The sequence below is a fragment of the Reyranella sp. genome (genome assembly GCF_965229815.1).
Lineage (GTDB): Bacteria > Pseudomonadota > Alphaproteobacteria > Reyranellales > Reyranellaceae > Reyranella.
In genome coordinates, this window is sequence record NZ_CBDDJN010000006.1 from 1,180,288 (window position 1) to 1,206,725 (window position 26,438).

A 26,438-nucleotide genomic window follows, 5' to 3' on the forward strand; every position below is an offset into this window, starting at 1 on the left:
GTGAGCCCGCCGGCCATTCTTGGTGGGAACTACCGCCGGCGCCATGGCTGCCGACGGGAAGCTGGTACGACCTGCATGTGGTTGTTGACGTCCGTCACGCCCTCGACGCGGCTTGCAGCCGTTGTGCAGGCGTGGTGCGCCGTCTCGTCCACCACCTCGCCCCAGAGGTGGACGACGCCGCCCCGCAGGACCACGTCGAAGCTTCCGCCGAGCGGCACCCCGACCCTGCGAACCGCAATCGTCACCGCTTCGCGGAGGCTGTCGTCATCGACAGACTGTTTCGCCGGCGGCGGCGGCGGCGTCCTGCCCGCCTGGGGCCGCGACATCAGCGCCATGACGAGATCCGCGCGACTGACCAGGCCCACCAGCGCCGAGTCGCGGACGATCGGGATGCTCCGGGTCTTGTGCTTCACGATGAGGTCGGCAATGACGTGAAGCTCGGTGTCCTCGGCCGCCGTGACGACGTCCCGCGTCATGAGGCTCGACACGGCCTGCGCCAGGATCCTGGCATAGTCCTCGGCCAAGGCGCCCTCGTCCTCGAGCTGCGCCCGGAACGTCGACAGTGCGCTGCTGTCGCTCCCCACGACGTGACGGATGAGATCGAATTCCGTCAGCACGCCGACCAGTCCGCCTTGCGCATCGGTGACAGAGATCGTTCCTGCGCCGCTGTTGACCATCATCTTCAAGGCATCGAGAAGCGAGGCCTCCGGTCGGATGGCCGCCGGCTGACGATCCATCACCTCTCTGGCCTTCATCTGCCCCTCCCCTGGTTCTGCCCGCGCCGGCGACATCTACCGCGCCGTGGCGCGCCGATCATGGCGTAATTTTGCCGGCCTGGGGCTTTTCGCAGTCGGGGGACCCAAAACGAAGCAGCCCCGGCCAGAGGCCGGGGCTGCGGAAGCCGGGTGCGGAGTACCGGTCAGGCTGCCGGGGCGTCCAGCGGTTCGCCCTGCACCAGCTTGTGGCCAGTGAAGCTGCGCGTCTGCGGCGGCGGGAGTCGACGCTCGAACTGCGCCATGAGCTCTTCCTTCCGCGCCATCAAGCGCTCGCCGAGGTCGTCGACGTCGAGGCCGGCATCGCGCGCCTGCGCGAACAGGCCCTCGCTGCGACGCTCCTCCTCCTTGACGTGGTGCTTGATCATCTCGGACAGGACCTTGACCTTGGCGTCGTAGAATTCCCCGTCAGCCTTGCTGTCCATGAGCTCGGCGATCAGCACCTTGGCGCCGTCATGCTCGACATAGCCCTCGTCGAGCAGGTCCTCGTCCTCGATCTTGCCCTTGCAGGCCGGATAGAAGATTTCCTCCTCGATGGTCGAATGGACCGACAGCTCGGTGCAGATCTGTTTGACCAGCGCCGCCTTGCGGTCGCTGCGCGCCTTCTCGAACTTCTCGAACAGCTCCTCGACCTTGCGGTGATCGGCCTTGAGGAGAGCGATGGCGTCGGGCTTCTCTTGCGAAGACATGGGGGCCTCTTTCGATCATGGATGGAATGCGGCCGATCAACGGTGCGGAGCGCCAGGCGTTCCGCACCGCCGATCGACTTTCATTCACCAGAAGCGTCGCGAACCGAACAGAACGATCAGCGTGTTCTCGTCGCGATGACGCGCTCCCAGAGCCGCACCGGCACAGGCGGCGGCACAGCCGATCGCCAGCGTCGCGGCAGCCAGGAACGCCGCGATCAGCGTCGCCTTGCGCGCCTGGTCGGCGGCATCGCGCACCTTCTGCTCGGCCGTCTTGAGCTGGGCGTAGGCTTCGTCGACACGCTTCTCCGCCTCGGCCTGAGGCAGGCCGGTCTGCTGCGAGATCAGCTGCGCGAGATAGGTGCGGTCCTTGGCATCGACGGAGTCGTTGCGGGCCGCGAGATTGGCCGCAAGGGTCCGCGCCATCGGCGCCGCCACGTCGGCGCGCGTGACGCGGCCGGCGCCGTCGGGAGCGGCCGCCGCCCCGGGTGCGGGCGCGAGCAGTCGATCGACGGCGTAGTCGGTCGACGAGAGCTGGTTGACGGCCGCCTGACCGAGCGCGGGGTTGGACGCGGCCCCCGCCGTGCCGGCGGCGGCGATGGCCGTCGCCGACTTGGCCGCTGCGTTGACGATGCCGGTCACGCCGGACACGGCCAGGGCCGCGCCGACGACGATACCGATCGCCCAGACGGCGAAGCCGTGACTGCCATCCCGGAAATGCTGCTCGACGCTGTTGCCCTCGACCCACGGACTACGCGTCCGGCCGGCGAGGTAGCCGCCGGCGCCGAACGACGCGACGTGGACAATGGCGATGTAGACGGCGGTGAGGATCAGGACGGCCTTCGCCGAAAGCCCGGCATACGGGTGAGGCGAAACGACGGTCAGGCCGAGGGCGGCGCCAAAGGTGAGCAGCACGACCGAGATCGCGACGGCGGCAAGCGCCCCCAGGATCACCGGCCCCCATTCGAGATAGCGGAAGGCGATCCGGGGCGCCGAGGCTGCCACCGGTGCGATGTCGGTATTTGTGACCACGGCCATGTCAGCCTCCCTCTAGCGCAGGCCAACGAGGGACAGGATGAACATGACGACGACCACGAGGCCGACCAGGTAAATGATGGCGTTCATGACGGTATCTCCTTGTGCGCCGCCGTCGGGGGTGACGCGGCCGCACCCGCCTAACGGACCGCCATTCGCCAAGGTTGCACGATGCGGGCGGGCTCGCCGGCGCTGCCCCGACGATCGTCAGGCCCGCTTCTTCCGCGAAGCGCGGTTGCCGCCACCCGTCGCCGCCTCGCGCAGCGCATCGCGCATCGCCTCGTCGATGACGAACCGGCGTTCCCCGGCGCCGTCACGCGCCGGTTGCGCGTTGACCCAGGCGGCGAGCTGGCCGGCGTCTTCCGCCTTCTCGAAGAGGCAATGGATCTCCGTGGTCTCGGCCGTGCGGACCAGGCCCGTGGCGTAGGTGCCGCGGACGTTCAGCGATTCGATCAGCCGGCGGATGTGGCGCCGAAGCGCCGACAGCTCGGCACCCGACACCTCGTCCGGGAGCAGCCCCGCCACCAGATGACCGCCGGGATGGGCATCCGTGAAGGTCACGAGGTCGAGATGCTGCGCGGCGGGATCCATAAACTGCTCTCCGGGCAAATACACACCCCTTCAACGGGTCGCCCCCTCGTGCCGTTCCGCCCCGATTACCGGACCGGTTCCATGTCACGGCAGTTCGGCGAGGCGCATGCCGGGCGCCGGGCCGTCTTTACGGCGTCCAGATTCCCGCGGGTGCCGCCAGCCTGACCTGTCCGGCGGCCCGCTCACGCGAGCAACAGCAGCCAGCCGGCCGACAGCAGCATGTTCAGGATCGACACCGGCACGCCCGCCCGCGAGAACTCGGCGAGCGAGATCGGCGCGCCGCGTCGGCCCGCCTCCTCGACGACGATGATGCCGGCCAGGCTGCCGAACACCACGATGTTGCTGGCCTGACCCGTGCCCAGCGCCAGCGCCGCGCCGATCAGTTCGGGGTCGCCGCCCTGCACATAGGGAAGGATCAGCAGCACCGCCGGATTGTTGCCGACGATGTCGCTCAGCACGCCCATCGACAGAAACAGGGACAGCGGATGCTGCAGGTCGAGACCCCACGCCCGAATCTCGGCGATGGCGTGCTGCGGCAGGCCGGTGGCGGCCAGCGCGGCGTTCACCACGAACAGGCCGCCCAGCAGGATGAACAGGTTGCCGTCGACATGCTTCATGACGTCGGCCGAGGCGATGCGGCGGTTGAGCAGCAGCAGGGCGCCGGCGCCCAGCGCCACCAGGTCGCGCGGCCAGCCGGTCAGGCAGAAGGCAGCGACGACCGCGACCGTGACGGCCGCCGCCTTGGCCGTCTCCATGAGATCGAGCGGCACGGCCGGCGGCGGCTCGTCGGGGGTCTCGCCGGCCGGCAGCGACCAGCGATTGCGATAGAGCAGGACGAGCACGGCCCACACCGGAACGAGCGAGAGCAGCGACGGCAGCGCCGCCGCGCGCAGGAAACCCACGAACGACAGGTCGAGCGCCTGGGCGATGATCATGTTCTGCGGGCTGCCGATGATCGTGCCCGAGGAGCCCGCGTTGGCGGCGAAGGCGAAGCCCAGCAGGAACGGCGTCGGGTTCAGGCTGCGCGCGAGGCAGAGCTGGACGAGCAGCGGCACCATCGCCACGACGACGACGTCGTTGGTGAGCACGGCGGACAGCAGGCCCGAGACCGCGACAAGGACGGCGAGCAGTCCGGCCGGGCCGACCGGGAGCGCGGCCGCCCGCGCCGCCGCCCAGGCATAGAAGCCCGAGACTGCGAAGGCGCCCGACACGATCATCAGGCCGAACAGCAGGGCCATGGTGGGAAAGCTGACCGCCGCCCACGCCGCGTCCGGCGTGATCTCCCCGAACACCAGCATGGCGATGGCGCCGAGCAGCGCCGCGCCCGTGCGGTCGACGCGAAATCCCGGCAGGCGTCCGACCGCCATGGCGAGGTAGGTCGCGAGGAAGATGACGACGGTGAGGGTCACCGTTCTCCCCGTCCGGCCACGCCGCAGTCGGCGCGACAGGCTTGCAAGAGCGTCGTCATGGGTTCGTTACAGTGAGACGGTTCACGAGACTGCAGACACGATGAAGGACCCTACCACGCCCAACAGGGTCGATCACGGCACCTCGCCGGGGAGCGTGACGCGGCCGACGGAACCCGGAGCGCGCCGCGCCGATCGGTGCCAACGCACACATTCCTGGCGGGCCTTTTGCCTGTAGGTTGCGGGCGATGGAGGTCGGCAGAGTGGTTCTTTCGCGCATCGATCCCGGGAAGTACGCCGTCGGCGCATCGGCCGCGATGCTCGCGGTCATCATCGGCGTCCTGGCCAACGGTCTCACGGCCTTCGTCGTGCCGATGGAGCAGGCCGAAGGCTGGACGCGCGCCAGCATCACCGGGATCAATTCGGCGGGGCTTGTCGGCCTGGCGGTCGGATCCGTGGTCATGCCGCTGCTGGCCAGAAACTGGACCATGCGCTCCATCGCCATGGTCTCGGCCGTGACGACGGGCTTCTGCCTCATCCTGTCCTCGCAGGCGACCGCGCCCTGGCTCCTGTATGCGCTGTTCTTCGTGGCAGGCGCGCTGGGCAGCGGGACCGTCTTCGCCCCGATCTTCGTCTATGTCGGATCCTGGTTCCCGCGGGCGGCCGGACTGGCCATCGGCATCACCGCGGCCGGCCAGGCTCTGGGCCAGGGCGGCGTGCCCTTCGTTGCCGCGTGGCTGATCGAAGCCGGTGGCTGGCGTCAGGCGATGCTCGTCCTGGGCCTGTTCGCGTGCCTGCTGGTCCCCCTCGGCGCCTTCCTGCGGCAACCACCCGCGGCGTCAGCCGCGGCCTCCATGCCCGAGCCGCCGATCGCCGGCGAGGTCGCGGTGCCCCTCCTCGCGCTGGCCGTGTTCCTGTGCTGCACCTGCATGGCGGTGCCCCTGATGCACGCCATGCCGCTGATGATCGGCTGCGGCATCGCGCCGATCGATGCCGGATCGGTCATGCTGGTGATGCTGGTGGCCGCGATCGCCGGCCGCATCGCCTATGGAAAGCTCTGCGACCTGATCGATGCCAAGCTGTCCTGGCTGCTGGCGTCGGCGCTCCAGACGGTGGGCGTGCTCGCCTTCCTGCACTTCGAGAGCCTCGGCGGCTTTCTGGTCTTCGGCATCGTCTATGGCTTCGCCTACGCCGGCGTGATGACCTCGCTCCTCGTTGCCACGCGGGTGCTGACGCCGGTCGAGAACAAGGCGCTGTGGATGGGCGTGGTCATCTCCGTGGCCTGGCTCGGCCATGCGTTCGGCGGGTTCCAGGCGGCCCTGAGCTTCGACATTGCCGACGCCTACGGGCCAGGCTTCGTCATCGGCGCTCTCGCGGGCGTCGGCAACCTTCTCACCGTCGGCCTGCTGCTATGGCTGGCCCGTCCGCCCGCACGGCCGCCGGCCCTCGCCTAAAGCACGATGAGATTGGCTGGAAACAGCCAATCTCATCGTGCCCTCCGGCAACCTACGACAGTCGTGCGCGCGGATGAGATGAGGTGGAATCGCACGCGATTCCACCTCATCTCATCCCGCTGTAGAGGCGCGGGCGGGCAACGACCAGCCGCTCAGGCTGCGGCTCAATTCACCTCACAGTCCCGTGTTGCGAAGGCTCGTCGCCTTGTGGAGGGGAGTCGCCGGTGGGATGATTGAGACCAGGCCAGCAAATGGTTGAGCCGAAGGCGGCTGCAACCCGGGGACATCGATGATTGTAAGGTTTCTGCTGTTGGCGCTGCTCCTGGGGACGGCCGTTGGCTGCGGCCCGCCGGAGCCTTGCCCCTGGGACTGCACCCGCCAACGGGCGCCCTGAGATCGGGCCATAGCGGGCGAACGACGTCGACGCTCCGGCCCGCATGATGGGGTGACAATCGGCTGCGCGCCGGCCGGCGTTGCCGGGCCCAGGGTCGCCATTCGCCGGATGTTGCCCCGTGAGCGCCGCCCGACCGCCCGCTATGGTCGCAGCGATGAGCCTTCTGCTCGCTCTTCTCGCCGGCGCCGCGGGCTGCGGCCTCGGCTTCCTGGCTGGCGCAGCCGCCGCCTCCGTGCTCGCTCCGCTGCTCGGCATCACGGGCTTCGAAGGAGCGTCGGGCTATTTCGCCGTGTTCATCGGCGGGCCGATCGGCGCCATTCTCGGCTTCGTTGCCGGCGCCGTGCTTGTCCTGCGCCGCCGGAGCCCCACGGGCCGCGGTGCGATAGCCGGACGACTGGCCCTCGTCGCGGCCGGTTTCGTGGGGCTGGCCGCCGCAGGGCTCGGCGCGATGTGGTTCATGCGTCCGGTCATCGAAACCAATGGGCCGGCCCCGCAACTGGCCTTCGAGATCCGGCTGCCGCCCGGCACCGACCCGCCCGGGGCCAAGGGCTATGCGATCGAGCTGCAGACCAGCCGGAATCGCATGCCCGGCCGCCTCGAACCGCCCCGCCGGCAGGACGGCCGCGCCGTGATCGTGGGCAACGTCGAGATTTACTACCGCACCTGGCAGCGCACGCTCGTCCTCACCACGCCCGACAGGACCGATGTGCTGTTCGAGATCAGGCTTGGGCTGAGCCCCGCCTCCAGCGCAGCCTTCGGCGCCTGGCAGCCAGCGAGCTATGTCGCCGAGCCCGGCAAGGACACGGCAAGACCCGCCCGCCCCTCCGACGGCTACGAAATCCGCTACCGCACCGTTCGGACCGGCGAGGAGTGAGGGCGCAACCGGCGAGAGGACCGCCGGTCCTGCAAGAGCCAACGACTGCACGCGGGTTAGCCAAAGAAGATTTCCTCTCCCTCTCCGGGACTGGAGACTGGCGCCATTCCGCAAAGAGGTCGGGCCCGGTTGGGTTGAAATCATGCTACTGCCAGCGCGCTCCAGGGATCAGCAGGACGATGAAGGCGAATGCCCCGCCTGCGCGTCGCGACAAGGTCGGGTCAGGAGCGGCGGGCGTGATGAACCGGTCATCCTCTGCGAGCAGTGCGGCACGACATTCTACAAGAGACCGATCAAGCAGAAGCACGACTACGGGACCTACTACCCCTATCTGGACGGCTATGACGACCGCGAGTACCTCGCGCAGCTCGACCTCAGGCGATCGCGCTTCCTGTCCCAGCTTCGGGAGATCGAAGGCCTGAATCCACCCGGACGGCGGCTCGTCGACTTCGGTGCGGGGCCCGGATATTTCTGTGCCATTGCCCGAGAGGCGGGATGGGATGCCGCGGGGATCGACAGCTCCCATGTGGCCGCCGACGCCGGCAGCACGGCGTTCCAGGTGCCCTTCGTTTCCCTGGAAGACCTCGAAGATGGCAGCTGTTCGGTCATCACCGCCTTCCACGTCATCGAACACCTGGACGATCCAGCGGCGATCCTCAGGAAGCTGCACGGCAAGCTCAAGCCCGGCGGCATTCTCGTCGTCCACGTCCCGAACCGCGAGAGCTTGAGCTCGCTGATCGGCTTCTGGTGCAAGCGGATGCTCGGGCGCCCGGTGACCCGGTCGGGCTGCCTGTACTATCCCGAGCATCTCACGGGGTTCACGGAGTCCGGCCTGATCGCCTGCGCGTCACGCGCGCGATTCGCGGCCGTGCGCATGCGCGAGTGTTCCCTGTTCAGCCGACACTACGATTCATGGCTGATTCCGACATACCTGTCGGGGCTGAAGCGGCGCCCCCTGATGGGAGCGTGGCGCCTGTCCAGACTGATGCTGAGCGGCCTTATCGATCTGATCGGGGAGCCCATCGGCCGTGGCGACTGGCTGGTCGCACATTTTCGGTCGCAGTAGCCCCTTCCAAGTGTAATCGCTTCGTTCACGGTTAATCGACTCTCTCCAAGAGTCTACTTTCTTGAAGAACCCTGATCGTCCGCGAGATCGTGGTGCCCCTCTCGCGCTGGCTGTGATCGCGTGGCTGGCTCGCCCGCGCGCCGGCCGACCCTCGCTTGGTGTTACCGAGGCCTGCGCGCGACCTCGGCAATCGACCGCGCTCACCCCCATGCCCGTCAGCCGCATTCAAGGTCGACATCTTTGCCCTGACAGGGCAGCATTCTCGCGCTGACAAGGCAAGAAAATGCCAAAGTGATCCGGCGCCACCAATGTCGATCTTCATCAGAAACGAAGTCCGTGGCGGAGTGGCACGACCCTCCGGCAACGCAAGGATGTTTCAGCTCACCGAAGCTTTCCGGTTCGACCATGCCAAGCACGGAAAGATGGTCGAGGACATCGCGACGATTGGGAATCTCGAGGTCGCGCGCGTTCGTTCCACCGGTCACTTCATTTCCCTACGCGAGGCTGAAAAGCTTACCGTACTGCTGCCCATATCCGGTCAGCTCGAGGTCGAAACATCGAAAAGGTCATGGGTCGCCGAACCACAAGCGGGTCTTCTTTTTGCGCCCAATCGCCGCGCGACCCGGGCTCGATCCGCCCACGGTGCCCATTTCGAGGCAAACGTGCTGCTGCTGCCGGAATTCGTGGTCCGCGAAGAAGTCCGCCGGGCGGGAATGCGCGTTGTCCGGCCGGACATTGAATGTCACTTCGAATCGACGCAGCCCTCTCAAGGCTTCCCCAGCCTTCAACGTTACCTCGGCTACCTGATTCAGGAATTGTCGCGTCCGGGAAGCCTGCTGGCCCAACCAAGAGTCCAGCACATCGCAAGCGGGCTCGCACTCGAGCAGTTGATCGCGGTGCTGAAGGATTGCGGCGCCCTATCGGATGGCAATAGCTCGCCGTTTTCGTCCCTCCGGCAAGTCAAAGCGGCAGAGAGCTATATTCGCGAGCACTACGCGACAATTGGATCGATGAACGAGGTCGCCCAGGCTGTGGGCGTCGGCCTCCGCAGCCTACAAGTTTCGTTCCAAAGCGCGATAGGCATGACTCCGAGGGAAAGGCTCATGCAAGTCCGTTTAGACCATGCCCGGCAGGCTCTGCTGCGGTCCGAAGCTGGCATCACAGTCGCCAGCGTGGCCATGCAAGTGGGCTTCACGCACCTGGGTCGCTTCTCGACGCTCTACCGGAGGGTCTTCGACGAAAGTCCGTCCACCAGCCTGAAGCGCTCGCTAACCCGGTGATCAGCCACTTCGCATTCGCAAGGCGGATAGATCGCTTGCTGTGTTGGAAGTAAAGGGGGCTGCGGGCGACGCGCCAAAATCAAGCGGTTGAAAGTAGTGGATGACCTAGTGGGCGGGCAGAGGCGACGATCCAGGGCTGTACGCCACGAGTTGCTTGCCAGTGCGGCATTCACGGCGGCGGCCGCGCTCTCCTGGCCCGTCATGGCGCAAGATGCGACCTGGAATGCCACGGCTACCGTGGCAGGCCCCGTGGCCGGAACGTTCGACTTCAACGCCGCCGCCAACTGGACACCAGGGGCAGTGCCGACCGGAACCGCTTCCTTTGGCGCAACTACCACGCCGAACCTGTCCTTCTCGACCAGCACGACTCTCGGCGGTTTGACGTTGAATGCCGGCGCATCGGACTACACGTTCACCCATACAAACTCCGTTCCATCCGCTTCGGTTCGCATCGACGGAGCCGGCATCGTGGTCAACGGCGGCAGCGTCACGATAATCAACGATGTTGGCTCCGGGGCGCACGTCTTCACCTTCGCCGGCTCAAGCACGGCTGGAAACGCGAGCATAACAAACAATCGCTTATTCAACTTTACCAACTCGGCAACGGCGGGGAACGCCACGATCACGAACAACGGTACTATGGCTTTTGCGAGCGCTGCCACAGCGGGCAATGCGAATATCATAAACAACCAGTTCCTCAATTTCACGGGATCAGCGTCGGCAGGCAGCGCATTCATAGCAAACAGGTCGGGCGGGACAGTCCGTTTCTCCGTCTCGTCCACGGTCGACAATGCCACCATTGTCAATGATGGCGGATCGACCATCTTCGTCGACACTTCATCAGGGGGAACGGCACGACTTATCGCCAACGGCGCGGGCTCGGTGGATTTCTCAGGCCTGACTGCGACCGGCACGACGGCCGGCTCATTCGAGGGTTCGGGTAGCTTCCTGCTCGGAGCTAAGTCGATCACGGTCGGCGGCAACAACCTTTCAACCACGGTGAGCGGCGTCATTCAGGACGGTGGCATCGGCGGCGGCACCGGGGGCTCGCTGACCAAGATTGGGTCGGGCGCGCTCACGCTGACGGGCGCCAACACCTACTCGGGCGGCACGACGATCAATTCGGGACTGATCAACTTTTCAGCGTTGAACAATTTCGGCAGCGGCCCGGTGACGTTGAACGGCGGCGGGCTGCAATGGGCGCCCGGCAACACAACAGACATATCCTCGCAGCTTGCCCCCCTTGGCGCGGGAGGCGGCATATTTGATACCAACGGCAACAACGTCGTCCTGGCCAGTGTGCTTAGTGGCGCCGGCGGCCTTACAAAGCAGGGCAGCGGCGTGCTATCGCTTAACGGCGCCAACACCTACACCGGCCCGACGACCGTCAATGCCGGAACGCTGGCGGTGAATGGGAGCCTCGCGAGCACGGTGACCGTCAACGGCGGCGGTACGTTGGGCGGCACTGGCACGATCGGCGGCGTGGCAATGAGCGGCGGCGTGATCAACCCGGGAAACTCGATCGGCTCGCTGACTGTCGGCGGCAACTTTGTGCAGAACGGCGGCACCTACCAGGTCGAGGCCAATGCTCAGGGCCAGAGCGATCGCATCAACGTCGGCGGCACGGCGAGCATCGGCGGCGGGGCAACCGTCCAAGTGCTGGCGCAGCCCGGCAGCTACAATCCCAGCCGTAGCGGCACGACCTACACCATCCTGCGGGCGAACGGCGGCGTCAGCGGCACCTACTCGGGTGTAACCAGCAACTTCGCCTTCCTGACACCCGGCCTCAGCTACGACGCCAACGACGTATTCCTGACTTTGGTACTGAACAGCTTCTTCATCGGCGGCGCCACCTCCAACCAGCGCGCCGTCGGAACTGCCCTCGACCAAAGCATCGGCGCGGCCAGCGGCGACTATCTCGACGTGCTCCACAGCGTCGCCAGTCTCAGCACTAGCCAGGGGCCATTGGCGCTGGACGCCATCAGTGGCCAGCAATATGCCGGGTTCGCAAATGCCATGGTGCAGGGCGCGCAGCTCTTCATGAGCAACTTCGCCAACCGCGCCCGCGCCCCCGCCGGCGGCGGCAGCACCAGGGTGGCCTTGGCCGAGGCCTGCGACATCGCCTGCGACGTCACCACACCCGCCTTGTGGAGCGCCTGGGGCGGCGCCGTCGGCGGGACCGGCACCATCGCTGGAAGCAACAATGCCGGAACGTTCACCTACAGCGTCGGCGGCTTCGCCGGCGGCCTCGACCGCAAGTTCACTGAGAACTTCCTTGCCGGCGTCACCGTCGGCTACCAGACTGGTGGTCAGTGGACCGGCGGCTTAGCCGGCCGCAGCGTCACCGACACTGTTCTGGCCGGCCTCTACGGCAGCTTCACCCAAGGCCCCGTCTACGTGGATGCGCTGGCGGCCTATGCCTACAACTCCAATCAGATGTGGCGCAGCATCGGCATCCCAGGCCTGCAGCCACGGACCGCCTATGGCAAGACAGGAGCCAACCAGTTCCTGGGCCAGATCGAAGGCGGCTATCGCTTCGAGCTTGGCGGCGCAGCGAGCTACTACGTAACGCCGTTCGCCCTGCTGCAGGGATCGACGGCCAGTCAGAATGCCTTCACCGAGACCGGTGCCCAGTCGCTCAACCTGAGCGTGGCGCAGCAAACGTCGGGTTCACTGCGCACCATATTCGGCGCACAGCTGGGCGCCGATCTCGACGTTGGGCTGCGCAGCAGGATTGCCTCGCAACTGCGCTTGGGCTGGAGCCATGACTATGCCGATACCGGCCGCCCGGTGACGGCTTCCTTCGCGGGGGCGCCTGCCACGCCCTTCACGGTGCTCGGCGCATCGCCCACGCGCGATGCTGCCGTGATCGGCTTCTCCGCCAGCACCGACATCGCCGAGGCTCTGGGAGTCTATGTCCGCTATGAGGGCACGATCGGCGGTCAGGACTCGAGCCACGCCCTGATCGCCGGTCTGCGCATGACGTGGTGAAACCCCTGCCGCCGTGATCCTGTGGGCGACCATCGACGCCCCCTGCGCCTTCTGCAACTCTCTTGGCGTCCCCAACGGGATTCGAACCCGTGTTACCAACGTGAAAGGCTGGTGTCCTAGGCCTCTAGACGATGGGGACGAGGCGGCGGAGAGCGGGTGCTAGTAGCGGCTCGCGCCCGGCAAATCAAGCCAGCACGGAGCCGGCGGCGGCCGCGGCATCGTCGATCTGCAGCCGGACCCCTTCCCGCCCGCCGTAACGGTCGATTCGCAGGGCGCCCGCGACATGCAGGATGGGCCGCGCCGGGTCCATCAGGGCGGACCCGAGAGGCGTCTGGCCGGCCCGGAAGGCGATGGCCTCGACGCGGCCGCGGTCGGCGCCGACCAGCGTGCAGCGGATGTGCCCCTCGCCCACCGGCTGGGCGTGCGCCACGCGGACCGAGGTGAGCGCGAAGCGCGGCAGGGCGTTGCCCGCCCCGAACGGCCCGGCCTGCTCGATCATGCCGATCAGGTCCAGGGTCGCCGCGCCGGGCGACAGGGCCGCGTCGATGCCGAGCTCGCGGACCGGCGGCGCCTGCCCAAGCTGGGGAGCGATGCGCGCGTCGAGGAAGCGGGCGAGCTCCGGCAGCGCCGTGCGGGTCACTGTCAGCCCGGCCGCCATGGCATGGCCGCCGCCGTTGACCAGCAGCCCGGCCTGGCGGGCCGCGATCACCGCGGCGCCGAGGTCGACGCCCTTCACCGAGCGTCCCGATCCCTTGCCCACCTCGCCGTCGAGGCCGATCACGAAGGCCGGCCGGCCGTAGCGCTCGACCAACCGGCTGGCGACGATGCCGATGACGCCGACATGCCAGCCCTCGCTCTCGACCACGAGGGCCGAGGGCAGCCCCTCGCGGTCGGGACCGTAGAGGCCCTCGATGCGGGCGATTGCCTGGTCGAGCACCGACCGCTCAATGGCGCGGCGCTCGGCGTTGAACTCGTCCAGCCGCAGCGCCAGGGCGCCGACCTCCTCGAAATCGTCGCTGGCCAACAGCCGCGCGCCGAGATCGGCCTGCCCGACCCGCCCGCCGGCATTGACGCGCGGTCCCATCATGAAGCCGAGATGATAGGCGCCGGGCGGCTCGCGCAGGCGCGCGATGTCGGCCAGCGCCGCAAGGCCGACGTTGCGCCGCTCGGCCATGACCTTGAGGCCCTGGCGCACCAGGGCGCGGTTGACGCCGGTGAGCGGCACGACATCGCAGACCGTGCCCAGCGCCACCAGGTCGAGCCACTGGCGCAGGTCGGGCTCGGGCCGCGCCTCGCCGTACCATCCCGCCGCGCGCAGGGCGCGGTTGACGCCGACGGCCAGCAGGAAGGCGACGCCCACGGCGGCCATCTGCTTGTGCGGGCTGTCGTCGTCGAGCCGGTTGGGATCGACCACCGCGATCGCCTCGGGCAGCGCCGCCTCGGCCATGTGATGGTCGATGACGATCATGTCGAGGCCGGCCCGGCGCGCCTCGGCCAGCGGCTCGAAGGCGGTGACGCCGCAGTCGACCGTCACCACGACCGACGCGCCCTCGGCCTTCAGCCTGAGCAGCGCGGCGGCGTTGGGCCCGTAGCCTTCCTTGCGGCGGTCGGGGATGTAGGTCGTGATGGTCGCGCCGACGGCGCGGAAGAAGCGCATCAGCAGCGCCGCGGAGGTGGCGCCGTCGACATCGTAGTCGCCGAACACGACGATCCTCTCGCCCCCGCGCACGGCCGTCACCAGACGCTCGACGGCCGCGTCCATGTCGCGGAGATGCGACGGATCGGGCAGGAACCTGCGCAGCGTCGGCTCGAGGAAGTCGGGCACGTTCTCGAGCGCGACCTCGCGGGCGGCCAGCAGGCGGCAGACCGCGTCGGGCAGTCCGTGGCGCTGGGCCATGGCCAGCGCCGTGCGCTCGTCGCCGAGCCGGGCCGCCCAGCGGCGCCCGGTCAGGGACCGTTCGATGCCGAGGAAGGCGGCGCGCGGCGCGCGGGAATCGACAGACATGGCGGCACCATAGCCTGCCCGCCTGTGGACACCATGATCCGTGTCAGGCGGGCGCTGTATCAGGCGGCCTTGCCCAGCCCGACGCGGCCGCGGAAGGCGTCGTCGCGCATCGAGGCGTCCTGCCCCGCCAGGTCGTCGCCGGCCGGGGTGCAGAGATAGACCAGGCCGCGCACGGCATCCGCCACGGGCGACAGCTCGCCGCGCGGGATGCGGCTGATGACGTTCATGCCGGAAGCGCGAATCTTCACCTGCATGTCGGTGTCGATGGTGCCGGGCGAGAAGCCGAAGGCGCGGATGCCCCTGCCTTCCGTCTCGAGCGCGATGGCGCGGGTGAACATGAAGAGCCCCGCCTTGCCCGAGCAGTAGGCGCTCCAGCCCTCGAGCGGCCGGTAGGCGGCGCCGGAGGAGACGTTGACGATCCGGCCGCCGCCGGCCGAGAGCATGCCCGGCAGCACCGCGCGCACCGCATTGTAGGCGCCGATGAGGTTGATCGAGATGTTCTGCGCCCAGGCCGCCGGATCGGACGTCGCGATCTCGGCGATCGGATCGATGACGCCGGCATTGTTCACCAGGATGTCGAGACCGCCCAGGCGCTTGCGCGTGTCGGCCGCCAGCGCCTCGACCGCGGCATAGTCCGCCACGTCGCAGGCCGCGGATTCGGCGCGACCGCCCTGCGAGACGATCTCGCACGCCACGCTGCCCGCCAGCGCGCCGTCGCGCGCCACCAGCATGACCGATGCGCCGGCCTTCGCCAGCGCCCGCGCCACGCCCTCGCCCAGGCCGCGGCTGGCGCCGGTCACGAGGGCCACCTTTCCCTTCAATTCGCTGGACACGCGACTTCCTCCCCCCGATGACTGAGCGGTCAGCAATAACATCGGCGTTCGGCCGGAGGAAACCGCCATCATGCTTACCGACCGCTACGGGTTGCCCCTGACCACCACCTCCACCGCGGCGCGCGACGCCTATGTCGCGGGCGTCGACTGCGTGCTATCGGCTGCATACGGCGATGCCGCGCACCTGGCGCGCGCGATCGAGGCCGATCCCGACTTCGCGCTGGCCCATGTCGCCCTCGCCCGGGCGCGCTTCCTGGTGGCCGACGTGGCGACGGCGCGCAAGGAAGCCGCGCGGGCGCGCGAGCTGGCCGCCGGCACGACCGAGCGCGAGCAGGCCCATATCGATGCGCTCTGCCTCGCCATCGAGGGCAAGCCCGTCGATTCGCTGGCCGCGACGCGCGCCCATCTCGCCAGGCATCCGCGCGATGCCATGGTGGCGGCGCCGGCGACCGGCGTGTTCGGCCTGATCGGATTCTCAGGCCGCCAGGAGCGCGAGCCCGAGCAGGTGGCGTTCCTCGACGCCCTCGAACCGCATCTGCGCGACGACTGGTGGTTCCAGGCCGTCCATGCCTTCGCCCTCGAGGAGATGGGCCGCCTCGACGAGGCGCTCGACCTGATCGAGCGCAGCATGGCGCAGAACCCGGCCAATGCGCACGGCGCCCACATCAAGGCGCATGTCCTCTACGAGCGCGGCGAGGATCGAAAGGCGCTCGACTATCTCGACGCGTGGCTGCCGACTTACGCCCGCGAAGGGCTGATGCACTGCCACATCTCGTGGCACGTCGCCCTGTCCGCCCTCGTCCTCGGCGAGACCGACCGGGCCTGGCAGGTCTACCGGGAGCAGGTCCATCCTGGCGGGGCCTGGGGTCCGGCGCTGAACGTCGCGACCGACGCGCCGGCCTTCCTGTGGCGCGCCGAGCTCGCCGGCCTGCCGCGCCGCCCCGACCTGTGGCGCGAGGTCCGCGACTACGCGAGGACCTCGTTCCCCAAGTCGGGCATCGCCTTCGTCGACGTCCATCGGGCGCTGGCGCATGTCGCGGCCGGCGACAGCGAGGGGATCGCCGCCATCGTGAGCGACCTCCGGGAACGCGCCGCCGCCGGCCGCTCGCCGGCGGGCGACGTCGTCCCGCGGCTCGCCGCCGGCCTCGACGCCTACGGCCGCGGCGACTGGGCCGCCGCCATCGCCTCGCTCGAGCCGGCCCTGGCCGAGACGGTGCGCATCGGCGGCAGCCGCGCGCAGCGCGACCTCGTCGAGAACACGCTGCTCGCCGCCTACCTCAAGGCCGGACGGACCGACGATGCGCGGCGCCTCGTGGACGCGCATCTCGACCGCCGCCCGTCGGTGCCGGTGAGCGGCCTGTCCTGAGCGAACCGGAGCGGGCCGCGACCTATGCGCGGTTGACGCCGCGCCGGCAGGCAGGGCATTTTTCACCATCAGCGTAACGAGCCGCGGAAAACGCGGCCGGCCCGCGTGGCCGACGAGCGGCGATCCAGTCGTCGTCGGCACGCAAGCGGCATTCAGTCGATGGTTCCGTGGGCCGTGGCCTCGCAAGGGCGCCGCGGTCGCGATCCCTTCCTGTCCCCCTCCGAGAAAGGATCCAGACGATGACTTTCCTCCGTCGCCCCCTGCACCTCGTGTCGGCCCTTCTGCTGATGATCTCCCCGTCGGTGGCAGCGCAGCAGATGGTCAGCGTGGCCGGCAAGGAGGTGAACCTGCGATCGGGCCCCGGCACGAAACATTCCGCCGAATGGATCCTGAGCCAGGGCTATCCGCTGCGCGTCGTCAGCCGGCGCGGCGACTGGCTCCAGGTCAGCGACTTCGAGAACGATCGCGGCTGGATCTTCCGCAGGCTGACCAGCAGCACGCCCTACCACATCGTCAAGGTGAAGATCGCCAACCTGCGCAGCTCGCCCACCACGCGCAGCCGCATCCTGGCCAAGCTGAGCTACGGCGACATCGTCAAGACGCTCGGCCGCCAGAGCGGCTGGGTGAAGGTCCAGCGCGAGGGCCGGCGCGGCTGGGTGTCGCGCAACCTGCTCTGGGGCTGGTAGCGGCCGCGATCAGCCGCGCGGCCGAGTCGTCGGGCCGTCCCCGATCAGCGGCGCGGTCGCCGGCGCGCGATGCGAACGTAGACGATCACGGCGAGCACCGCGGCGAGTGCGGCCAGCCACAGGATCTCGGTCGACCCGTCGCCATTGTCCGGCGACAGGCCGAACAGCTTTTCGATGAAGTCCACGCGTCCTCCCTTTCCTCTCTTGCGTCATCCTATCCTGTCGCCACACGGCCCACACCAGCTTTGGCGCAGGCCGCATCGAGCTCGGCGATGTCGCCGGCGACCAGCGCCTCGAACCGTGCGACCTCGCGGTCCACCCGGTCCATGACCTCGCGCGACACCGCCCGCGTCTGGCTGGTCGGCGCGGCGTCCGCGGTGGTCGTCATGGAGATCATGTCGAACAGCGTGTCGTTGAGGCCGGCCGGATTGCGCAGCACGTCGCGCACCGACTTGCGCTGCGGATCGACCATGATGCCCTCGATCGCCGCCAACTTGCGGTCGATGGCGGCGGCGCGGCGGCGCAGCGCCTGGCCGGCCTTGCCGGTGCCCCCGGCGATGGCGGCCAGCCCCCGCCGGGCCCGGCGCAGCCGGTTGAGCGCCTCCTTCAGCCGCGACAGCGAGGCCACCAGCTCCTTGTGCAGGGCGAACTGCGCGGCGTAGTCGGCCTCGCTCGCCGGCAGGCGCGGATCCTTGACCACCTCGAACCGCGCCGAGTGGACCCGGCCGCCCGCGGCGAGCTCGACCCCGTAGCTGCCCGGCACCACGGTCGGACCCGGCGGGTTCTCCGGATCGGGCACCAGCGGCTTGGGGCGCGGCGGCGCCAGCGCGTAGTCGATCCGGGTCGGCCCCGGATACTTCATGTCCCAGACGAAGCGGTTCAGCCCCGCCCTGGTGCCCGGCCGCCGCGCCGGCGCCAGCGCCTTGTCGTCGCTGGCGAAGGACGCGATCTTCCGGCCGGAGGCCTCGCGGAACGTCAGCACGACCGGCTCCTCGGGCTCCTTCGCCAGCCAGTAGTGCACGATCGCGCCGTTGGGCGGGTTCTCGCCGACGTCGAGATGCTCGCGCGTCCGCGTACCGTCCGGCCGGTCGACCATCACCGTGCTGCCGTCGATGCCGAAGGCCGGCCCGTAGGCGATGCCGGTGCGCACGTTGGCGCCGGCGCTCCAGTGCAGCTTGGTCCGCACCGTGCGCCGCGGCGCGAACAGCCGAGTCGTTCGCCGCCCGTCGGCCAGGCCGCGCAGCGCCGTCACGTCGTCGAGGATCCAGAACGAGCGCCCGTGGGTGGCGGCCACCAGGTCGCAGTCCTTGAGCTTGAGGTCGTAGACCGGCACCACCGGCAGCCCGCCGCCCATGCGCGTCCAGGTCGCCCCGTCGTCGAGGCTGAAATGGATGCCCGTCTCCGTGCCGACATAGAGCAGGCCGGGCGCCCCCGGATCGGCGCGGACGACGCGCGTGATCTCGTCGGCCGGCAGGTTGCCGTTGATCGCCTTCCAGCTCCGGCCGCCGTTGCTGCTGCGAAAGAGGTACGGGCGGTAGTCGCCCAGCTTGTAGCGCGTCGCGGCGAGATAGATCGTGTCCGGGTCGTGCGCCGAGACCTCGACGCAGCCGACATAGGCCAGTTCGGGCATCGCCTTCGGGGTGACGTTCTTCCAGCTCTCCCCGCCGTCGCGGGTCACGTGCACGAGCCCGTCGTCGGTCGAGGCCCAGATCTCGTCCCGCCGATTCGGCGATTCGACGACGCAGGCGCAGGTCGCATGGACCTCCGCGCCGGCGCTCTCGCGGGTGATCGGGCCGCCGGAATGGCCCTGCCGCGTCCGGTCGTTGAGGCTGAGATCGGGCGAGATGCGCTGCCAGCTCATGCCTTCGTCGCGGGTTCGGAACACGCAGTTGCCGCCGGCATAGAGCGTGCCGGGATCGTGGGGCGAGAAGACGATCGGGAAGGTCCAGGCAAAGCGGTACTTGAGGTCCTTGGGCGCGATGCCGGTCGATTCCTCGGGCCACACGTTGACGAGCTGGATCTGGCGCGTGCGATGGTCGTAGCGCTGCAGCGCGCCGGCGCCGCCCGGGCTCGAGCCGATCGCGCCGACATAGACGATGTTGTGGTCGCGCGGGTCGACGGCGATGAAGCCCGATTCGCCGGTGCCCGGATAGGAGCAGTCGGCCAGGGTGATGACGCCCCACTCCGAGGCGCTCGGCACCGAGATCGAGGTATTGTCCTGCTGGGTGCCGTAGACCCGGTAGGGATACTGGTCGTCGATGTCGATGCGGTAGAACTGCGCCGTCTTCTGATTGTAGATCGTCGACCACGACTCGCCGCCGTTGAACGACACGTTGGCGCCGCCGTCGTTGCCCTCGATCATGCGCGTTGAATCGCGCGGGTCGATCCACAGGTCGTGATTGTCGCCGTGCCGCGTCGTGACCTCGGCGAAGCTCGCCCCGCCGTCGGTCGACTTCCACATCTGCAGGTTGGTCACGTACACGGTGTCGGCGTGGCCGGTGTCGGCGAAGACGTGCGTGTAGTACCAGGGCCGATGCATGAGATCGCGGTTGGCCGAGACCTGGGTCCAGCGCGCCCCGTGGTCGTCGGAGCGGTAGAGGCCGGTCTTGTCGCCCTCGGCCTCGATCAGCGCCCAGACGCGGCCGCTGCGCACCGGCGACACCGCGACGCCGATCTTGCCCAGCATCCCTTCCGGCAGCCCGGCATGGCGGGAGATCTCCTGCCAGGTATCGCCGCCATCGTCGCTGCGGAACAGGCCGCTGCCCGGGCCGCCGCTCGAGATGTTCCAGAAGTTCCGCCGCGCCTCCCACATCGAGGCGTAGAGGATGCGCGGGTTCGCGAGATCCATGCTGAGGTCGATCGCGCCCGCGACGTCGCTGCGGTAGAGGATGCGCTCCCAGGTCCGGCCGCCGTCGCGCGAGCGGTAGACGCCGCGTTCCTCGTTGGGACCGAACACGTCGCCCAGGGCGGCGACGTAGACGAGGTCGGGATCGCGCGGATGGATGCAGATGCGGCCGACGAACTTGCTGCCGCGCAGCCCGACATTCGTCCATGTCCGGCCGGCGTCGGTCGAGCGGTAGACGCCGTCGCCCCAGGACACGTCGAGGCGGATCGCGGTCTCGCCCGTCCCGGCATAGATCACGTTGGGATCGGAGGGCGCGACGGCGATCGAGCCCACGGCGGCGCTGCCCATGAAGCCGTCGGAGACGCAGCGCCAGAACACGCCGCCATCGACCGTCTTCCAGATCCCGCCGGCGCAGGCACCGAAATAGAAGACCATGCGGTTGACGGGATCGCCGGCGACGGCGACGACGCGGCCGCCGCGCGGCGGGCCGATGCAACGCCATTTGAGTGCGTCAAAGCTCGCCGCGTCTGGCGAAGTGTCCCTCGATGTCATGGCGGCGGCTTTGTCTCTCGTCCGGTTTCGTCCGACCGTAGCAGGCGGGCACGGACATGCAATCGGCTTTGACACCCCGCCGCGGCCCGGCATCCTGTCGGGCGGAGGAGCTTCACCCGAGATGACAACCCCGCAGGACACGCTGCCGACCGCGACCCGGGTCGCCGACCCGGGCATCCGCGCCCTCTACGCCCAGGAGAATCGCTGGCAGGCCTGGCTCGATGTCGAGGCGGCGCTGGCCCATGCCCAGACCGAGCTGGGGATCGTCCCGCCCGACGCCGCCACAGCGATCGCGGCCAAGTCGCGCCTCGACCTGCTCGACCGCGGCCGCATCGACGAGGGCTTCGCCCGCACCGGCCACACGCTGGTGCCGCTGGTGTGGGAACTGGCCCGCGTCGTCGGCGAGCCGCACGGCGGCTGGGTCCACTGGGGCGCCACGACCCAGAACATCACGCAGACCGGCGACCTCCTGGTGCTGCGCCAGGCGCACGGCATCATCCTGCGCCAGATCGGCGAGCTCCTCGCCGCCATGGCCGACCTCGCCGAGCGCACCGCCGGCATGACGATGGCCGGCCGCACGCACGGCCAGCACGCCGTGCCCGCGACCTTCGGCTACAAGGTCGCCGTCTGGATCGACGAGCTGCTGCGCCATGTCGAGCGGCTGCAGCAGGCGGCCCCTCGCCTGTTCGTCGCCATGCTGGGCGGCGGCGCCGGCACCTTCGCCTCGCTCGGCCGCCAGGGCCCACCGGTCCAGGCCGGCATCGCGCGCCGGCTGGGCTTCGGCTCCATGGAAGTGCCCTCGCGCGCGCTGGGCGACCATCTCGCCGAGAATGTCTGCCTGCTCGGCCTGCTGGCCGCGACCGGCGGCAAGATCGGGCGCGAAATATACACGCTGATGAAGACCGAGTTCGGCGAGGTCGAGGAGCCGGTGCCGCCGGGCACCGTCGGCAGCTCGACCATGCCGCAGAAGCGCAATCCCAAGCTCTGCCAGGACGTCATCGCCGCCGCCGCCGAGATCCGCAGCCAGGTGCCGCTGGCGCTGGAGGCGATGACCACGGAGCACGAGGCCGACCGCACGACCTCCCTCATGATGGACACCGCGGAAGCCCGCGCCTGCATCGCCACCGGCGACATGCTGGCCCGGCTGGGCGAGATCGTGCGCGGGCTGAAGGTCGATCCTGAGCGCATGCGCGCCAACCTCGACCTCGGCGGCGGGCTGATCATGGCGGAGGCCGTGATGCTCGACCTCGGCGCCGCCATCGGCCGGCAGCACGCGCACGACGTCGTCTACGACGCCGCGCAGGCGGCCTTCGTCGAGGGCAGGCCCTTCTCCGACCTGCTGGCGGCCGACGCGCGCCTGACGCGGCACATGGACCGCGCGGCGATCGACCGGCTGCTCGACCCGACAGCCTATACCGGCCTGTGCGCCGACATGGCCCGCGACAGCGCGGTCCGTGCCCGCACCGCGGCGGCCGGGCTCGTCGCGTCGCCGTCGGCGATGCGCCCGTGACCGACGGCTATTTCGGTCGCGCAGCTTCTCCTCGCACCCTCCACTTCCCTCGCCCGGATCGTGCGCGTTCAAGCCACTTTACGATCACGTGATTTGCCCGGAGCCGCCCCGCGGCGTCTGGTGGACGCCGACAAAGAGGTCCCCACCATGCGTCAGCTCCGTCGTCTGGTCCTCGCCGTGCTGGCCCTGCTCGCCCTGCCCGTCGCGGGCTTCGCCGCGGTGATCGGCGGCGCCTACCACGCGCCGCAGTACGACTATCGCGAATTCTTCGCGGCGACCGACGGCAAGTATTTCCAGGTCGTCCTGGACGGCAATCCCTTCCCGGGCATGGATCCGGCGACCGTCGCCCGCGACCTGCTGCCCCTGATGCAGGCGGCCAAGCCGCGGCCCGCGTTGCGGTTCGTCTACGACAAGCCGTCGCCGCCGCCCAGCCCCGACTACCGCCTCGTGCTGGTGTTCGACCCGGCGCTGAACCTCAACGCCGATCCGGTGTGCGCCGGGCAGCCGGCGCGCTTTCGGCCCGGCACGCCCGGCCGCTTCTACGTCTATGCGATCTACTGCCGGAACGACCGCGCGCTATCCCAGACCACGGCCTGGACCGACGCGACCGGCCCCACCGACCCGCGCATCGAGCGGCTGTTCCGCGAGCTCTTCCCGGTGATCTTCAGCGAGCAGCAGAACCGCTATGCCTTCAACGATCCGATGCTGCGCTGACGGAAGGTCAAGGCCTCCCGCGCCCCGCGGCGGAGGCCGATCGCAGCGCCGCCGAGCGGCGCTGGATGGACGTGCCCGAACTCAAGCTCTGAAATCGTCATTGCTGGGAGCGCGCCACTCCAGTGGCGCCTCTTCGCGGTGCGGCAAACTTCGCATGAGCGCCACTGGTGTGGCGCGCCCCCAGCAGAGGACTAATGAAACGTCCGACCTGAATCGATGACGATGGTCTGGCCGGTCATGGTGTTGGTCCGGCACATGGTCACGACCTGGTCGGCGCAGTCGTCCTTGTCGGCGGCCTTGCCCAGCAGCGAGGCCTTGCGGCCGGTCTCGACCTGCTCGGGGCGCAGGTTCGCCGTGGCGCGCGTCCCCTCCAGCAGGCCGGGCGCGACGCAGTTCACCAGCACCTCGGGTGCGAGCGCCACGGCCATGCACTTGGTGAGATGGATCAGCCCGGCCTTGGAGACCGCATAGGCGATCGACGAGCCGGTCGGGCCCAGTCCCGCCACCGAGGAGATGTTGATGATGCGCCCTTCCCCCTGCTTCTTCATCACCGGCGCCACCGCCTTGGTGGCGAGCATCGGTCCGGTGAGGTTGATGTCGATGATCTTGGTCCATTCCTCGTAGGTGAGATCGTCGAGGTCCCTGAACGGGATCGCCTTGTTGTAGGCGGCGTCGTTCACCAGGATGTCGAGTCGCCCGAAGCGCTTCACCACGTCGTCCACCATCGCCTGCACCTGCTCGCGCTGCGTCACGTCGCAGGCGAAGGCCGCCGCACCGACCTGGTGCTTTTCCAGGTCGCGCGCCACGCCCTCGGCCTGCTCCCGGCTGCGCGCGTAGACGACGGCGACGTGGCAGCCCTGCGCCGCCAGGGCGTGGCAGATGCGCTGCCCCAGCCCGCCATTGCCGCCGGTGACCACGGCGACCTTCCCCTTCAGCTCCATGCGTTTCCTCCCTGCCTTCCGGACGACACCCTAGAGCCTGCTTACCGCCGGTGGAACGAGGTCGTAGACTGGGCGCCAAGGAGCCGCCCGCGACGGCGGCCGTGGAGGGAACATGAGCCGCGCCTACAACGCGATCGATGCCGACGGCCACATCCTGGAGCCGTTCACCCTGTGGAACGACTACCTCGATCCCCGCTACCGCGAGCGCGCGCCCCGTCTGGTTCGGGACGACAATGGCCGCGAGAAGCTGCTGCTCGAGGAGAAGCTGCTGGGCAGCCGCGCCGGCTTCGGGGGCATCGGCGGAGTCGGCGCCCGCCAGGGCATCGTCGCGGCCGATTCCATGGACTACAAGGACGGGCGCAAGGGCGGCTTCGACCCGCATGCGCGCATTCCCGACATGGACCTCGACGGCATCGACGCCGCCTTCCTCTATCCCAGCCTCGGCCTGTTCATCGGGTCGATCGAGGACCCGGCCTTCGCCGCCGCCATGTGCCGGGCCTACAATCGCTGGCTGGCCGACTACTGCAGGCCCTATCCCGACCGCCTGTTCGGCATCGCCATGCTGCCCCTGCAGTCGATCGACGCCGCCATCGAGGAGATGCGCTTCGCGCGCCGGGAGCTCGGCTTTCGCGGCGGCTTCCTGCGGCCCAATCCCTACAACGGCCGCAAGCTCCACGATCCCGACTATGCGCCGTTCTGGACGGCGGCCGAGGAGCTCGACTTCTGCATCGGCATCCACGAGGGCGGCAACAGCGGCATGCCGACGGTCGGCATCGACCGCTTCGACGGACGGGGTGCGCAGCACATCATCTCGCACACGATGGAAATGATGCTCGCGGCCATGAGCTTCATCTGGGGCGGCATCTGCGAGCGCCATCCCAGGCTGCGCGTCGGCTTTCTCGAATCGGGCGGCGGCTGGATCGCGCCCTGGCTCGACCGCATGGACCGTCATTTCGACGACAAGGGCTTCAACGATTCGGGCCTCACGATGCGGCCGAGTGACATCTTCCGCCGCAACTGCTGGATCTCGTTCGAGCCGGTCGAGGGATCGATCGGGGCGCTGGCCGACTATATCGGGCCGCACAGGATCCTGTGGGCGACCGACTATCCCCATCGCGACGGCTTCTTCCCCGGCGCGCCGCAGATGCTGAAGGAACGGATGAAGGGCCTGTCGCCCCAGTCGCAGCGCGCCGTCATGGCCGGCGGGGCGATGGGGTTCTACGGGCTGCATTGAATCGTCGTCCTGAGCGAAGCGAAGGATCTCATGCCGGTTGCAAGCGGCGATGGGGTCCTTCGCTGCGCTCAGGACGACAGAGTGGCGGCTAAGGCTTGATCCCCATCAGCTTCGCCGCCGTGCCGCCGAGGATGGCGACGCGCTCGTCGTCGCTCAGGCCCGGCGTCGACAGCACCAGGTCGACCTCGGTGCTGGTCCAGGGGAACGGATAGTCGGTGCCGACCATGATCTGGCCGGGGCCAGTCTCGGCGATCAGATGGCGCAGCGCCTCGGGGGTGAACACGATCGTGTCGAAGAAGAGCTGGCCGTCCTTGAGATAGGCCGTCGGCTTCTTCTTCGGCAGCGGCCCGACCCGATTGGGAAACGTGCGGATCACCGCGTCCGAGCGGTTGGCATAGGATGGCAGGAAGCCGCCGCCATGGGCGGCGCAGATCCTGAGGCCGGGGAAGCGGTCGAGCGTGCCCTCGAAGATCAGGTGCGACAGCGCGATCGCCGTTTCCAGCGGGTTGCCGATCGTGTTGGTCAGCAGGCCGCTGCCGCCGAGCCGGCCGCTGGGCTCGAGCTCGCGCGTGCCTTGCGGGTGCATGAAGACCAGCACGCCGAGTTCCTCGCACTTCGCCCAGAAGGGATGGAACTTGGGATCGGCAAGCTCGAGGCCGGCGACGCTGCCGCCGACGCCGACGCCGCGGAAGCCGAGCTTCTTCACCGCATGCTCGACCTGTTCGGCCGCCAGCTCGGGATGCTGCAGCGCAGCGGTGGCGAAGGCGACGAAGCGGTCGGGATTGGCGGCGCAGAACTCGACCAGCGTCTCGTTCTGGATCCGGATCAGCTCGGCGGCCGCATCGCGCTCCGCCCGGTACCAGTAGGGATTGATGCTGAGCGCCTCGACGTCGATCCCCTGCGCGTCCATCGCCGCGATGCGCACGCTGGTATCGTCCATCAGCAGGCCGGGCGCCTCCAGCGGATGCTTGATGACGGCCATCGCCTGGGGCACGCAGCAATGGGCGTGGATGTCGATGGTCTTGACCCGCTTGCCGTTGACCACGACCTCGCGCCGGCGCGGATGGGCATGGTCGTGCCCCGTCGGTGAGCCCGTCGGAAGTGAGGCCGCGGCCGCTGCCTGCAGGTCACAGCCCGTGAAGACGATCGGCGGCGGCATCGCCGGGGCGCTGGCGGGCAGATTTTCGGCTGTCGACATGGGT

At 68.9% G+C, this 26,438-nt stretch carries 21 protein-coding genes and 1 tRNA gene; 10 read left to right on the forward strand and 12 right to left on the reverse strand.

Features of this window, described 5'->3' with window-relative positions; all coding sequences use genetic code 11:
- Positions 1-29: 29 nt before the first annotated feature.
- From ACO073_RS17060 to ACO073_RS17080, 5 genes are all read right to left on the reverse strand, one after another.
- A complete protein-coding gene (locus tag ACO073_RS17060) occupies positions 30-755 on the reverse strand; it encodes a CBS domain-containing protein (protein WP_421998877.1) in 726 nt (241 codons plus the stop codon).
- 164 nt (positions 756-919) lie between these two features.
- Positions 920-1,462: a hemerythrin domain-containing protein gene (locus ACO073_RS17065; protein ID WP_421998878.1), complete on the reverse strand. Its 543-nt coding sequence runs from the start codon at positions 1,460-1,462 to the stop codon at positions 920-922.
- 84 nt (positions 1,463-1,546) lie between these two features.
- Positions 1,547-2,497: a hypothetical protein gene (locus tag ACO073_RS17070; RefSeq protein ID WP_421998879.1), complete on the reverse strand. Its 951-nt coding sequence runs from the start codon at positions 2,495-2,497 to the stop codon at positions 1,547-1,549.
- Positions 2,498-2,701: 204 nt separating this feature from the next.
- Complete coding sequence (locus ACO073_RS17075) at positions 2,702-3,085, reverse strand: hypothetical protein (RefSeq protein ID WP_421998880.1); 384 nt, start codon at positions 3,083-3,085, stop codon at positions 2,702-2,704.
- 182 nt (positions 3,086-3,267) lie between these two features.
- On the reverse strand, positions 3,268-4,494 hold the full coding sequence (locus ACO073_RS17080; RefSeq protein WP_421998881.1) for an SLC13 family permease: 1,227 nt from the start codon (positions 4,492-4,494) through the stop codon (positions 3,268-3,270).
- 245 nt (positions 4,495-4,739) lie between these two features.
- Here ACO073_RS17080 and ACO073_RS17085 point away from each other — a divergent pair, with 245 nt between their 5' ends.
- From ACO073_RS17085 to ACO073_RS17105, 5 genes are all read left to right on the forward strand, one after another.
- Positions 4,740-5,945: an MFS transporter gene (locus ACO073_RS17085; RefSeq protein WP_421998882.1), complete on the forward strand. Its 1,206-nt coding sequence runs from the start codon at positions 4,740-4,742 to the stop codon at positions 5,943-5,945.
- A gap of 548 nt (positions 5,946-6,493) precedes the next feature.
- Positions 6,494-7,213, forward strand: coding sequence for a hypothetical protein (locus ACO073_RS17090; RefSeq protein ID WP_421998883.1), 720 nt, complete (start codon positions 6,494-6,496; stop codon positions 7,211-7,213).
- A 142-nt stretch (positions 7,214-7,355) separates the two neighbouring features.
- Positions 7,356-8,279 carry a class I SAM-dependent methyltransferase gene (locus tag ACO073_RS17095; protein ID WP_421998884.1) on the forward strand — a complete coding sequence of 308 codons (924 nt, stop codon included), beginning with the start codon at positions 7,356-7,358 and terminating at the stop codon, positions 8,277-8,279.
- Between the two features lie 308 nt (positions 8,280-8,587).
- A complete protein-coding gene (locus ACO073_RS17100; RefSeq protein WP_421998885.1) occupies positions 8,588-9,559 on the forward strand; it encodes an AraC family transcriptional regulator in 972 nt (323 codons plus the stop codon).
- Between the two features lie 201 nt (positions 9,560-9,760).
- Positions 9,761-12,550: an autotransporter outer membrane beta-barrel domain-containing protein gene (locus tag ACO073_RS17105; protein ID WP_421998886.1), complete on the forward strand. Its 2,790-nt coding sequence runs from the start codon at positions 9,761-9,763 to the stop codon at positions 12,548-12,550.
- 63 nt (positions 12,551-12,613) lie between these two features.
- Here ACO073_RS17105 and ACO073_RS17110 read toward each other — a convergent pair.
- From ACO073_RS17110 to ACO073_RS17120, 3 genes are all read right to left on the reverse strand, one after another.
- Positions 12,614-12,689, reverse strand: a tRNA-Glu gene (locus tag ACO073_RS17110).
- Between the two features lie 45 nt (positions 12,690-12,734).
- The gene (recJ, locus tag ACO073_RS17115) at positions 12,735-14,555 is read right to left on the reverse strand and encodes a single-stranded-DNA-specific exonuclease RecJ (RefSeq protein WP_421998887.1); all 1,821 of its coding nucleotides are present in this window, start codon (positions 14,553-14,555) and stop codon (positions 12,735-12,737) included.
- A 59-nt stretch (positions 14,556-14,614) separates the two neighbouring features.
- On the reverse strand, positions 14,615-15,388 hold the full coding sequence (locus ACO073_RS17120) for an SDR family NAD(P)-dependent oxidoreductase (RefSeq protein ID WP_421998888.1): 774 nt from the start codon (positions 15,386-15,388) through the stop codon (positions 14,615-14,617).
- A gap of 70 nt (positions 15,389-15,458) precedes the next feature.
- Here ACO073_RS17120 and ACO073_RS17125 point away from each other — a divergent pair, with 70 nt between their 5' ends.
- Positions 15,459-16,754, forward strand: coding sequence for a tetratricopeptide repeat protein (locus ACO073_RS17125; protein WP_421998889.1), 1,296 nt, complete (start codon positions 15,459-15,461; stop codon positions 16,752-16,754).
- 239 nt (positions 16,755-16,993) lie between these two features.
- Positions 16,994-17,440 carry an SH3 domain-containing protein gene (locus ACO073_RS17130; protein ID WP_421998890.1) on the forward strand — a complete coding sequence of 149 codons (447 nt, stop codon included), beginning with the start codon at positions 16,994-16,996 and terminating at the stop codon, positions 17,438-17,440.
- A gap of 44 nt (positions 17,441-17,484) precedes the next feature.
- Here the strand turns inward: ACO073_RS17130 and ACO073_RS17135 are convergent, their stop codons facing one another.
- Positions 17,485-17,625 (reverse strand): hypothetical protein, encoded by a 141-nt coding sequence (locus tag ACO073_RS17135; protein WP_421998891.1) that lies wholly within the window; start codon positions 17,623-17,625, stop codon positions 17,485-17,487.
- A gap of 29 nt (positions 17,626-17,654) precedes the next feature.
- The gene (locus ACO073_RS17140; protein WP_421998892.1) at positions 17,655-20,837 is read right to left on the reverse strand and encodes a WD40/YVTN/BNR-like repeat-containing protein; all 3,183 of its coding nucleotides are present in this window, start codon (positions 20,835-20,837) and stop codon (positions 17,655-17,657) included.
- Between the two features lie 121 nt (positions 20,838-20,958).
- On the opposite strand from ACO073_RS17140, the gene ACO073_RS17145 reads away from it, so the two are divergent.
- Together ACO073_RS17145 and ACO073_RS17150 are read left to right on the forward strand one after the other, a co-directional pair.
- Positions 20,959-22,347, forward strand: a complete 1,389-nt coding sequence (locus ACO073_RS17145; protein WP_421998893.1) for a class-II fumarase/aspartase family protein — start codon at positions 20,959-20,961, stop codon at positions 22,345-22,347.
- A 147-nt stretch (positions 22,348-22,494) separates the two neighbouring features.
- Positions 22,495-23,061, forward strand: a complete 567-nt coding sequence (locus ACO073_RS17150) for a hypothetical protein (RefSeq protein WP_421998894.1) — start codon at positions 22,495-22,497, stop codon at positions 23,059-23,061.
- Positions 23,062-23,252: 191 nt separating this feature from the next.
- On the opposite strand, the gene ACO073_RS17155 is transcribed toward ACO073_RS17150, so the two are convergent.
- The gene (locus ACO073_RS17155; protein WP_421998895.1) at positions 23,253-24,002 is read right to left on the reverse strand and encodes an SDR family NAD(P)-dependent oxidoreductase; all 750 of its coding nucleotides are present in this window, start codon (positions 24,000-24,002) and stop codon (positions 23,253-23,255) included.
- A gap of 112 nt (positions 24,003-24,114) precedes the next feature.
- Between ACO073_RS17155 and ACO073_RS17160 the strand changes: the two genes are divergently transcribed.
- Positions 24,115-25,236: an amidohydrolase family protein gene (locus tag ACO073_RS17160; RefSeq protein ID WP_421998896.1), complete on the forward strand. Its 1,122-nt coding sequence runs from the start codon at positions 24,115-24,117 to the stop codon at positions 25,234-25,236.
- Positions 25,237-25,324: 88 nt separating this feature from the next.
- Here ACO073_RS17160 and ACO073_RS17165 read toward each other — a convergent pair whose 3' ends face one another.
- Positions 25,325-26,434 (reverse strand): amidohydrolase family protein, encoded by a 1,110-nt coding sequence (locus ACO073_RS17165; RefSeq protein WP_421998897.1) that lies wholly within the window; start codon positions 26,432-26,434, stop codon positions 25,325-25,327.
- Between the last annotated feature and the right edge of the window lie 4 nt (positions 26,435-26,438).

Excerpts from the sequence above, each read along its gene's own strand:
- ACO073_RS17125 (WP_421998889.1), top strand. The coding sequence starts at position 15,459 with ATGCTTACCGACCGCTACGGGTTGCCCCTGACCACCACCTCCACCGCG.
- ACO073_RS17150 (WP_421998894.1), top strand. The coding sequence starts at position 22,495 with ATGCGTCAGCTCCGTCGTCTGGTCCTCGCCGTGCTGGCCCTGCTCGCC.
- ACO073_RS17090 (WP_421998883.1), top strand. The coding sequence starts at position 6,494 with ATGAGCCTTCTGCTCGCTCTTCTCGCCGGCGCCGCGGGCTGCGGCCTC.
- ACO073_RS17095 (WP_421998884.1), top strand. The coding sequence starts at position 7,356 with ATGCTACTGCCAGCGCGCTCCAGGGATCAGCAGGACGATGAAGGCGAA.
- ACO073_RS17140 (WP_421998892.1), bottom strand. The coding sequence starts at position 20,837 with ATGACATCGAGGGACACTTCGCCAGACGCGGCGAGCTTTGACGCACTC.
- ACO073_RS17145 (WP_421998893.1), top strand. The coding sequence starts at position 20,959 with ATGACAACCCCGCAGGACACGCTGCCGACCGCGACCCGGGTCGCCGAC.
- ACO073_RS17085 (WP_421998882.1), top strand. The coding sequence starts at position 4,740 with ATGGAGGTCGGCAGAGTGGTTCTTTCGCGCATCGATCCCGGGAAGTAC.
- recJ (WP_421998887.1), bottom strand. The coding sequence starts at position 14,555 with ATGTCTGTCGATTCCCGCGCGCCGCGCGCCGCCTTCCTCGGCATCGAA.
- ACO073_RS17100 (WP_421998885.1), top strand. The coding sequence starts at position 8,588 with ATGTCGATCTTCATCAGAAACGAAGTCCGTGGCGGAGTGGCACGACCC.
- ACO073_RS17075 (WP_421998880.1), bottom strand. The coding sequence starts at position 3,085 with ATGGATCCCGCCGCGCAGCATCTCGACCTCGTGACCTTCACGGATGCC.
- ACO073_RS17105 (WP_421998886.1), top strand. The coding sequence starts at position 9,761 with ATGGCGCAAGATGCGACCTGGAATGCCACGGCTACCGTGGCAGGCCCC.
- ACO073_RS17130 (WP_421998890.1), top strand. The coding sequence starts at position 16,994 with ATGACTTTCCTCCGTCGCCCCCTGCACCTCGTGTCGGCCCTTCTGCTG.
- ACO073_RS17160 (WP_421998896.1), top strand. The coding sequence starts at position 24,115 with ATGAGCCGCGCCTACAACGCGATCGATGCCGACGGCCACATCCTGGAG.
- ACO073_RS17165 (WP_421998897.1), bottom strand. The coding sequence starts at position 26,434 with ATGTCGACAGCCGAAAATCTGCCCGCCAGCGCCCCGGCGATGCCGCCG.
- ACO073_RS17155 (WP_421998895.1), bottom strand. The coding sequence starts at position 24,002 with ATGGAGCTGAAGGGGAAGGTCGCCGTGGTCACCGGCGGCAATGGCGGG.
- ACO073_RS17065 (WP_421998878.1), bottom strand. The coding sequence starts at position 1,462 with ATGTCTTCGCAAGAGAAGCCCGACGCCATCGCTCTCCTCAAGGCCGAT.
- ACO073_RS17060 (WP_421998877.1), bottom strand. The coding sequence starts at position 755 with ATGAAGGCCAGAGAGGTGATGGATCGTCAGCCGGCGGCCATCCGACCG.
- ACO073_RS17070 (WP_421998879.1), bottom strand. The coding sequence starts at position 2,497 with ATGGCCGTGGTCACAAATACCGACATCGCACCGGTGGCAGCCTCGGCG.